The 10,389-nt window shown below is 38.5% G+C and carries 10 protein-coding genes; 3 read left to right on the top strand and 7 right to left on the bottom strand.

All coding sequences use genetic code 11. The annotated features are described in order from the left end of the window. Positions 1 to 330: 330 nt before the first annotated feature. The 7 genes from L1264_RS20860 to L1264_RS20830 all read right to left on the bottom strand — a co-directional run bounded on the left by L1264_RS20860 (position 331) and on the right by L1264_RS20830 (position 8,861). Positions 331 to 3,531 carry an efflux RND transporter permease subunit gene (locus L1264_RS20860; protein ID WP_069439204.1) on the bottom strand — a complete coding sequence of 1,067 codons (3,201 nt, stop codon included), beginning with the start codon at positions 3,529 to 3,531 and terminating at the stop codon, positions 331 to 333. A gap of 11 nt (positions 3,532 to 3,542) precedes the next feature. After that, positions 3,543 to 4,799, bottom strand: a complete 1,257-nt coding sequence (locus L1264_RS20855; RefSeq protein WP_055022223.1) for an efflux RND transporter periplasmic adaptor subunit — start codon at positions 4,797 to 4,799, stop codon at positions 3,543 to 3,545. Positions 4,800 to 4,863: 64 nt separating this feature from the next. Beyond that, complete coding sequence (locus L1264_RS20850; protein ID WP_008468875.1) at positions 4,864 to 6,081, bottom strand: TolC family protein; 1,218 nt, start codon at positions 6,079 to 6,081, stop codon at positions 4,864 to 4,866. Between the two features lie 83 nt (positions 6,082 to 6,164). Further along, positions 6,165 to 6,524, bottom strand: a complete 360-nt coding sequence (locus L1264_RS20845; protein ID WP_230237179.1) for a hypothetical protein — start codon at positions 6,522 to 6,524, stop codon at positions 6,165 to 6,167. Between the two features lie 46 nt (positions 6,525 to 6,570). After that, complete coding sequence (locus L1264_RS20840; RefSeq protein WP_004588886.1) at positions 6,571 to 7,473, bottom strand: cation diffusion facilitator family transporter; 903 nt, start codon at positions 7,471 to 7,473, stop codon at positions 6,571 to 6,573. Further along, positions 7,460 to 8,191 carry a transglutaminase-like domain-containing protein gene (locus L1264_RS20835; protein WP_004588887.1) on the bottom strand — a complete coding sequence of 244 codons (732 nt, stop codon included), beginning with the start codon at positions 8,189 to 8,191 and terminating at the stop codon, positions 7,460 to 7,462. The genes L1264_RS20840 and L1264_RS20835 overlap by 14 nt, the downstream gene beginning before the upstream one ends. A gap of 55 nt (positions 8,192 to 8,246) precedes the next feature. Further along, on the bottom strand, positions 8,247 to 8,861 hold the full coding sequence (locus L1264_RS20830; protein WP_004588888.1) for a cation transporter: 615 nt from the start codon (positions 8,859 to 8,861) through the stop codon (positions 8,247 to 8,249). A 77-nt stretch (positions 8,862 to 8,938) separates the two neighbouring features. Between L1264_RS20830 and L1264_RS20825 the strand changes: the two genes are divergently transcribed. From L1264_RS20825 to L1264_RS20815, 3 genes are all read left to right on the top strand, one after another. Continuing rightward, a complete protein-coding gene (locus L1264_RS20825) occupies positions 8,939 to 9,328 on the top strand; it encodes a Cd(II)/Pb(II)-responsive transcriptional regulator (protein ID WP_004588889.1) in 390 nt (129 codons plus the stop codon). A gap of 42 nt (positions 9,329 to 9,370) precedes the next feature. Further along, a complete protein-coding gene (locus L1264_RS20820; RefSeq protein ID WP_004588890.1) occupies positions 9,371 to 9,748 on the top strand; it encodes a MerR family transcriptional regulator in 378 nt (125 codons plus the stop codon). A 102-nt stretch (positions 9,749 to 9,850) separates the two neighbouring features. Beyond that, complete coding sequence (locus L1264_RS20815; protein WP_230237177.1) at positions 9,851 to 10,252, top strand: MerC family mercury resistance protein; 402 nt, start codon at positions 9,851 to 9,853, stop codon at positions 10,250 to 10,252. Positions 10,253 to 10,389 lie beyond the last annotated feature (137 nt).

The following is a 10,389-nucleotide window of genomic DNA, read 5'->3' as shown; positions in this document are numbered from 1 at the left end:
AACTGAATCAATAGTCTAATTATATAAATATCAGTATATTAAGTGAACTAAATGTATAGATTAATAGATCATAAGCAGAACATACTTAGACCAAAAGGTGATCAGAGTTTTCACACAGTCTGTGCCATAATCCGACCTTGAGACACATAGAGATTAAGACTGCAAAGATACGAAAGCGGAAGTTAGCTTTGGCCTGTTTAACGACAAATATTCCGACAAAGCAGTCATGACTATTAGTTTATTGTTAAATCTAATCTTTCTTTTCGTTCATCTACTCAATAACCCCACGCTAAACGTGACTTTAGCGTGGGGTTAGAGTTCACAGTAATTTTATCTGGATAGCTCTTTTATTTTTTTCTCTGAAAACCAGCGATATAAAACAGGTAAAACAAATAATGTTAACAGTGTTGCAGTTACCAAGCCGCCAACAATAACACTCGCTAATGGGCGCTGTATTTCTGCACCAACACCATTAGACATTAACATCGGTATCAAACCTAAAGCTGATGTTATAGCAGTCATAAGTACAGGTCTTAATCTTGAAGTAGCGCCTTCAAAAACGGCTTTAGATGCTTCTAGACCGTCTTTAATACGTTGGTTGATACTTTCTACCATAACGACCCCATTCAATACCGCTACACCAAATAAGGTAATAAAGCCAACGGAGCTTGGTACAGACAAGTATTGTCCAGATAAATATAAGGAGAAAACTCCGCCAATTACAGCAAGCGGCACGTTGACCAATATCAGCATAGCTTGACCAACAGAGCCAAAAGCAAAGTAAAGTAACAATGCAATTAGCGCTAAAGATAGAGGTACAACGATAGCTAGTCTGCTTTGAGCACGCTGCTGGCTTTCGAATTGGCCACCTATTGCTACCGAGTAACCTGAAGGTAGGTCAACTTTCTCAGCAATAACTTTTCTGATGTCGGCTACTACACTACCCATATCTCTATTCTGAACGTTTGCTTGAATAACGACACGCCTTTGAACATCATCGCGCCTTACTTGAGGAGGACCTGATTCAAATGAAACAGTTGCAACATCACCTAAGCGTACCCAGGCGCCTGTTGGTGACTGAATTCGAATATCTGAAATAGCTTCCTTATTTTGTCGGTACTCTTCTTCAATACGCACGTAAATATCATAACGTTCATTGCCTTTGATGATTTGTCCAGCTTCAACCCCTCCAATACCATCTCGCACAACTTCCATTATATCAACAACTGAAAGTCCAAAGCGCGATAGCTCTTGCCTATTAGGTTTTACGACAAGTTGCGCTTCACCTGCAATTTGCTCAAGAGCAACATCTCTTGCACCATCAACACTCTTTATAGCCGCTTCGATCTCTTGTCCTTTAGCTGCTAAAACGTCTAACTCAGGGCCAAATAACTTTATCGCCAACTGAGCTTTTACGCCAGATAGTAACTCATCAACACGAGTCGCAATAGGTTGAGAAAAGTTTAGTAGTAAGCCAGGAAACTCCTCTAAAGATCTCTCCATTTTCCCTTGAAGTTCATATCGATTAGATGCACTGGTCCACTCAGAAACAGGCTTCAACCCTATGTAAATTTCTATGTTATTCACAGGCTCTGGATCTCCACCTATTTCGGCTCGACCAATTCGGCTTAATGCATAGGTTACTTCAGGAAAAGCCATTAGTTTTTCTTCTAGAATTGGTGCCACAGTGAGCGCGGTATCTAAACTGGAAGAAGGTGCCAGCGTTGCTCTTAAGTTTATCGTCCCTTCTTCTAACTCAGGTACAAATTCAGTACCAATTAATGGAACTAATGCAAAGGCAGAGAAAACTAATATAAGTGCGGCTGAAATGACTAACTTGGTGCGTTTTAGTGCGAATGTAAGCCCTTTTCTGTAGAGTTTGTCTAATGGCCTAAGAACAAAGCTTTCCCTCTCTTTTACACCTGACTTAAATAAATAAGTTGCCAGTGCAGGTACGATAAACAACGCAACCACAATCGCAGATACAACGGCTAAGATGATGCTTATTGCCATAGGTTGGAATAACTTTGCTTCAACCCCTTCAAAGCTGAACAATGGCGCAAATACGACTAAAATAATCGAGGCAGCAAAAAAGACGGGACGAGCCACTTCTTTACCTGCATTTTGCAGACGTAATTTAATGCCGTGCTCATCGTGTTCTACATCGTGCGGATCTGCGTCAGAAGTTGGAACACGTTCCTTTACCGATTTCGAATGTGTCGCGTCAGGTCTATTTAAATGTTTAAACATATTTTCAACCATAACCACTGAGCCATCTACAAGCATACCAATAGCGACCGCTATGCCACCCAGTGACATAAGGTTTGCAGAAATGCCCCACCAAGCCATGATCATTAACGCGATACCAATTGAAATTGGAATAGATATTAATACCAAGAAGGTTGCACGTAAATTCATTAAAAATAGTGCTAATACAATACAGATGAAAATAAATGCTAGTAATAGTGCATCAACCACTGTATTTACCGCTTTTTCAATCAAATCAGCCTGATCATAAAAAGGCTCAAAGCGAACACCTTTTGGCAATGCTTGATTAATTAATGGAATTCTTGCATTGATACCATCAATGGTGGCTTTAGTATTTGAACCCATGCGTTTTAAGACAATGCCAGAGACAACTTCGCCTAAATTTTCGACTTTACCGTCTTCGGTTTTGCGCGTCATGGTGACAGCACCTTGACGAATTTCACTGCCCATTTCAACTTTAGCAATATCTGAAACCGTAACAACCGTACCATCTACTGTTTTAACGGGAACTTGTTTGATATTACTGATGCCAGCCTCACCACTCTCAAACCAGCCTGTGCCTCTAATCACAAGCTGCTCTTGCCCACGGTTCATGTACCATCCGCCAACATTCGCATTGTTGTTATCTAGGGCACCAACAACGTCTTCTTGCGTTAGTTCATATGCTAAGAGCTTAGATGGATCGACATTGACTTGGTATTGCCTAACATTACCACCAAAAGATAATACATCAGTGACTCCATCGACAGGCATAACGAGTAATTTTACTACCCAATCATTGAGACTCCTGAGTGCCATAGCATCATAACCTGCACCTTTATCTGAAATAAGAAGATACTGAAATACTTGGCCTAGCCCAGAGGTGTTTGGTCCCATTTCGGGTGTCCCAACACCTTCTGGTATCAGTTCTTTTGCGGCTTGAAGACGCTCAAATACGAGTTGTCTTGCAAAGTAAATGTCGGTGCCTTCTTTGAAAACAACCGTAACGCCAGACAAGCCTGTTTTAGAAATTGAGCGCACTTGTTCTACATCAGGTAGGGCATACATTACCGCTTCAATGGGGTACGTAATGAGTTGTTCAACTTCTTCAGCAGCCAGTCCTGGCGCTTCAGTATTTACAGCAACTTGAACATTAGTAACATCAGGAAAGGCATCCAAATTTAATTTTGGGATCACCATAACTGCACCAACCATAGTGGCAAACAGCGCAATCAAAATCAGGAGTCTATTATTAACAGACCAATCTATTATTTTATTAAACATAGTCTTGCTCCCTAGTGGTTGTGCGGATCAAATCCGCCTTTAGCGATTTCAGACGCAACAAAAAATGCGCCTTTAGTTACAATTCGCGTTCCACTATCAAGGCCAATGATTTCTCTAAAACCACCTAAGGCTCGGCCTAGTTCTATTTCTACAGCTTTAAATTCTCCAGGGTGGTCTTCGACAAATACTGTCCAATCACCATCTGCGCTGCGGATCAATGCTTCTTCTGGCACAGCCATCACTTTCTGCTTTGTGGCAAACTGAAAGTAAACTTTTACAAACATGCCTGAATGAAGATTATCATCCGAATTATCTACTCCTAACCTAATAATTCGAGTACGAGTAATAGGGTCAATTGTATGGGCTTCTTGGATAACTTTGGCATTGTAACTCTGGCCTTCTAATTTAAGTACCGCAGGAGAATCAATTGATAAATTCAGCTTTTTATTTGGAGAAACTTTTGCTTCAACCCATAGTTGTTTTTCATCTGCTAACAACATTACTGAATCACCAGCATCAACACGTTGCCCTTGGATAAAATCGTCTTGAAGTACAACCCCTTCACGCTGAGCAATTAATGTATATTGCCCAAACGCTTTTATGTCTTTGTTAGAAATGCCATCTATTGCTTTTTCAGTTAACCCTAAAGCAATAAGCTTCCCGTAACTCGCATTGTATGTAGTCTCTGCTTGTAATAATCTACTTTCACTCACCGTCTTGTTACCCAGCTTTTTCACACGTTGCCATTCGGTTGAAGCGATTAAATAGTCAGCCTGTGCTTGTGCCATTGCTTCACTAAATAATGTAACTAACTTCTGACCTATTTCTACATGCTCTCCAAGCGCTGCATGGCGACTAATAATGACTGACTCTGTACGTGGCGATACCACATAACTTTTATAGCCATTAGCTTTTATTTCGCCTGGTGCATATACGGTGCTAAATTGATATTCAGGCTTAACACTTTCCACTTTAATGTTAGCAAGCGACATCTTCTTTGGATCAATAGTGATACCTTCTTCATGTCCTTCTTCTCCCTCTTTATTACCACCTTCATGGCCGTGCTCGTCATGGTCACCTTTATCTTCTTCATGTCCCTTTTCGTGTTCATGCTCATCTTGATGTTCTTTTTCTTCTTGTTTCGAAACGTTTGTGACAGAACCAGTTCCATCTGACGACTGTGCAAAAGCATCATGATTTGTAGTAAACCCAACTAACAGGCAGCTAATTACTACGGCTAAAAATTTTTTACTAATTACTGTATTCATTTTTGTAACCTATATTTTTAATAAATTTAAGATTTCGTTTTTCGCTACTGAAAAAACAAAGCGCTCAAATCTCAAATTTGGATAACTGACCCATACTTAAAATGAAGGATATTTCTGCAAGCTTGAATTGATTTTCCAAACGTATTCCTGCATGAAGCCCTTCCGCACGTTGATTTAATGCAAGTAAGTAGTCAGAAGTATTAATGTCACCAGCTTCCCAGCGCTTATTTAATAAGTTTTCGCTGCTATCTAATCTGCCTTTTGTCAGTTTTTGCCATTGCTCATAATATTTTTTACTGACAATAAGCGATTCATAATTAGCTTTTGCTTCAAATGACTGCTTTCGATAAACCGACCGAAAGTTAGCCTCTGCTGCAATTGCTTCTGAATAAGCGGCTTTAACAGTATCTGAATAGTTATTTCTGATATTTAAAGGCATTGAGAAAGTCACGCCAATCAAGTCTTCATCTCCACTTTTCCCTGCGTTAACTCCAATGGTTGGATTGGCTTTAGATTCCATAGTGGTTAGTTGAGCTTTAGATTGTTTTATCTTCCATTGCGCTCTAGCGAGTTTAACTTTTGGATGTTCCTCAACCCACTGAGAGTTAAATGAATAGTTTGTTGCTCCAAAAGTAAATGAAAACAAATTGGTAGTATTAGGCGTCCAATCAGGCAATAACTCCTGAACATTTACCTCTGCATTTTTCAAAGCAATTTGCGACTCAGATATTTCACTGAAAACTTGGGACAAGTTTAAATAAACCAGTTCAGCGTCAAGTGGCTCTAAAAGTCCTGCTTTTCGCTTATCTTCAATAATTCCAACGAGCGTTTGTAATTGATTTTCTCTTACTGAAAGTAACTGAGCCACCTTTTTTGCTGCTTGCCAATTAACTATTGCAGTTAAAGCGTTAGCCTTTTTAGAATCGAGTAGAGATAACAATTGTTGCTGGTTTGCATAAACACCAATTTCACCAATGCTTTTATTTGCTGATTGCTTATCCCAAAAATCAATCGTTTGACTGATACCAATAGAATAATTATCAAAATCACCCTCTTTTTCATAGCTTGCTTCAAGCTCTGGGTTATATACGGCTTTAGTTAAGCTCTTGGCTCTATGATTACTTGCATTAAGTAACTCTTTAGCCGCAACAACTTCGGGATCTTTATTTATTTGACTATCTAGCCATGAAATACTTTTCTGTTTGGCATAAGTGGCAACTGAAAAACTCACAGCCATACATAAAGACAGGACTAAACCTGCATTTTTTAAATATATATACATAAAAATTCTTAATTTTAAAATTAATAAACACGAAACCTTTATCCATTATTAAAGGATAAATAGGTCATTAAAAATTAATCTAATTAAGAAATAGGCGGACGAAGTATCGCTTCATGAAAGGTACTTGTTTGATCAATTTGATAAGGCGTTTTATTGATAATGTTTAGTTTGCCCGTGGTATTTGAATTACTGACTAAAATCCAAGATAAGTGGCTGCCACTGCAATGTCCGCAGTGATGACAATCTTTTTCATTATGCTGCTCATCACCTACATTATCATTTGAGACATTTCGATCATCTGCATGATCATGTTGAATTTGAAGGTGCTCTATATCTATTTGGTGATTCTCAGGTGTTGCGGATACAACAGCAGTTAACGATTGCAAAACAATCGAAACGACTAATAGTATTTTTAACGCAACATTGAATTTCAAAATAAACACCTACTTAAATATGAAAAATTATAATATCAAAAAAAGGTTTTCTAAACTAGCCATGCGCATGTTTTTCATGCTCGTCACGGCAAGTTTCTTGAGGAAACTCAAACTCAATGGTTGTATGAGATAAATTATAAGAAGAAAGTTCCTTAGCCACTTGTTGTTTTAGCCTAATTAATTTATCAACCTCAAAGTTATGGGCTAACTCTAGGTGAGCAGTTAATACGTGACTTTCCCCGTCTAATGACCAAAAGTGCATATGATGAATCCCATTAATTTCAGGTATAGCCTTTATCGCTTTTTCAATATTATTCTGCACTTCTTCATCAGGTGTAGCTTGAAGAAATAGTGCCAATGTTGTTTTCAGGTTTTTCAAAACGTTAAACAATATAAACAGTGTAAAGCCTATAGAAAGCAAAGGATCTAATATTGGTAGATCTACAAAAAGCAGCACGATAGAAACAATTAGGACTGCAACCCAGCCAAGTACGTCTTCAAGCAAATGCCACGTAAGTACTTTTTCGTTCAGCGTTTTACCCGCTTTTAGTTTAAATACTGCATACCCATTAACAGCAACCCCAAGTAATGCAAGACCCAACATTCCTTCAGCCATTGGCATTTCAGGATTAGATAATCTTGGTATTGCTTCAAATAGCACCCAGACAGAACCAATAACTAATACAATACTGTTAATTAATGCGCCAAACAGGGTAAGACGACGATAGCCATAGCTAAATCTATCGGATGCTTCTTTATCCGAGAAACGACTCAGTATCCAAGCGAATCCTATAGATAAACTGTCACCCAGGTCATGTACAGCATCAGCCATAATAGCGGTACTGTTGGTTAGCCAACCACCAATAAATTCGATAATAGTAAATGAAACATTAAGGAAAAATGTCCAACCTATACGGTCGTCTTTTCCATGCGAATGGCTATGGCTATGATTGTGCATTTTCCACCTCAAGAACTTTTAAATTTCTTACATTGACTACGTTAAAATTGATAAAGTGACGGATCACTCGTTGATACATCCAACGTTTGATTCCTGATAAGTTAGTTCCTTTTTCGAGATAAAACTCATCAGGGGAATTATAAACACCAAAATCATCATGAATACCTTCTTTTTGTATATAGGTATCTTGACCACGCCAATCTGTATCTGGCGAAGAGAAACACTTTGTTGCAACACCATAACCACAAAATTCGTTTTTTATTTGACTAAATTTGTGCTGTAGTGAACTTAAATATTGTTCATCTAATATAAAGCCTTCTAAGTTTATCCAACGATCCTTGAAATAAACTTCAATCCAACTATGAATGATATATTTAGGTGCTAACCAAAATACATAAGTTGGAATAGCTCCTTTTTGTAATCGCTGCTCAATAGTAAAGCCGTGAAAACGACATTGAATACCTAATCCTCGTAACAAAGCCATCAGCAAGTTACCCTTGGTATTGCATTGTCCGTAACCATCGGCTAAAACACTGCTTGCTGAAATATCATCACTCTCATTGTAACCAAATAATATTTCATCTTTAACAAATTGGTAGGCTGCACCAATTTTGTTGAAGTCATCGAGTTCTTGCCAATTACGCTCAGAAATTAATGATTGAATTGTAGAGTGTTCAAAATTTACTATCTTGGTTTTTTCTAGATATTTGCTATTCATTGATGTTTCCTTACTTTGAACAACCAAAGGTTGATTGTTTATCTTCATTTGGTGTTTAACGTGTTTTCTCAGCAACAGCTAATTCTTGTTTAGCATCGCTTAGTATTCGGTAAGCGCCTCGAAGAATTAACATTGAAATGATGCTACCAATGACGATATCAGGCCAACGCTGTTTCAGCACCATAACGAGTATGCCTGCGATAACGACACCAAGATTTGCAATTACATCATTCGCTGAAAATATCCAGCTAGCTCTCATATGTACTTCATCGTTGTTGTGCTTTCGAATAAGGATGAGACAAATCACATTTGCAACTAAAGCAACCATGCCTACGCCAATCATAAACCAAGAGTGAGGCTCACTTTCACCATACAGCCTTCTAGCAATATCCATTAGAATTAGCACGCCTAACCCCAGTTGGAAATAGCCACTCACTAAAGCAGCATTAGCCTTATGTTGGATTGACTTTCCCACCGCGTATAGTGCAATTGCATAGACGATTGCATCCGCTAGCATGTCTAACGAATCTGCAATTAAAGCCGTTGATTCTGATAACCAACCAAAGCCAATTTCAAAAACAAACATCGAGGCATTGATAGCCAGAAGCCAATAAAGCACCGTTTTTTGCTGGTTATCTTTTAGCTCAACTTCACACCCACAATCGCTCATTTTCATCTCCGATTAACTTGTATGCTCTAACTATAAATCCTATAGTGACTATAGGGTCAAGTTTATTTGGAAATTTTATGAAAATTGGTGAGTTATCGAAAACATCGGGGTATTCAGTACAAACCATCCGATATTATGAAAAGGAGGGCTTGCTGTCAGATCCTGATCGCACTGAAGGGAATTTCAGGTTGTATTCTAATAAGGCATTTAAAGAGCTAGAGTTCGTAAAGCATTGTCGAAGTTTAGATATTCCGCTTAATGATATTAAGCGACTCATTGAATTAAAAAACAAGCCAGAGGAGAGTTGCTCTAGTGTAAATGCATTAATTGATCGGCAACTAACTTTAGTTAATCAACGAATGAAGGAATTGAATGCACTCAAAAAAGAGTTAAAACTAATGGCAAGCTCTTGCGGGTCTGACGGTACAATTGAAGTCTGTGGCATTATCAAGTCATTAGATAGTTGAACTAAATATAACTTTAGATTAGTAGTATTCACAAAGGCAATAATGAAAACCATTGGCAAATTAGCACAATCATTAAATTTAAATGTAGAAACCATTCGTTTTTATGAACGAGAAGGACTGATTACACAACCTGAAAAACCAATATCTGGTTATAGACAATATGACGAATCAATAGCAGGACAACTTAGGTTTATCACAAAAGCCAAAGCGCTCGGCTTTACGTTAAGAGAAATAAAATCGCTAATGTCTATGGACAGCAACTGCGCTCAAGTTGAGCTATTAAACCGACAAAAGTTAGCAATCATTCGAGACAAAATTAATGACCTTCAACGTTTAGAGAAAGTAATTGTGGGTATGACAAATACCTGTATGCAAAACGAAGATCCAACACATTGCCCCATAATTGACTCATTAAAATGATTGACTCCGTACTTGTATACGGAGTTTAGAATGATGGTAATATCAACCAATAGACTTTCAAATGATAAATAAAATATTAGACAGAGTAGGCTCTAGTGGCGTTTGGCTAGCGGCACGGCCTGCCTCCCTGCATTAAGGTCACTTGCATCGGCATTAGGACTAGGCTTCTTCTCTCACTTCGAAGGAATAGCTGTAAATACGCTTTTACCTATTTTTGCATCTTTGGAACTATTGGTAAACTTATACAACTGGCACAAAAATAAAAACCATACCAGAGCTGTCTTCAGCATTCTAGGGCCTGTAGCAGTGCTATTAACGCTTTATCCTCTTTGGCTATATGATTGGAGCACATACCTATTTTACTTTGGTATTTGCTTAATGGTCGTTATGTCGGTTTTGGATATCGTAAAACCAGTAAGGGAGCAAACATGCAACGTATGGCTAATTGCCGTCGTTGAAACGATTAACGGTCAATGTCTGCTTTTCGCTCAAAGCCACCCTTAGTGCATTTACGTTAACTCATTTTGGGGCGTGCGACGTGAAGTCGTATGAAGCGCTGTTCACCGCTTAATGAGTGAACCATCTGTATCACCAGATGATCCTAGGAGCCTGAATAAAGTAGCGGCTCTGACAATGTAACG

The organism is Pseudoalteromonas sp. APAL1 (genome assembly GCF_021532475.1).
Classification (GTDB): Bacteria; Pseudomonadota; Gammaproteobacteria; order Enterobacterales; family Alteromonadaceae; genus Pseudoalteromonas; species Pseudoalteromonas lipolytica_C.
Note: the sequence above shows the minus strand (reverse complement) of the source record. Positions and strands in the feature narration are given on the sequence as shown.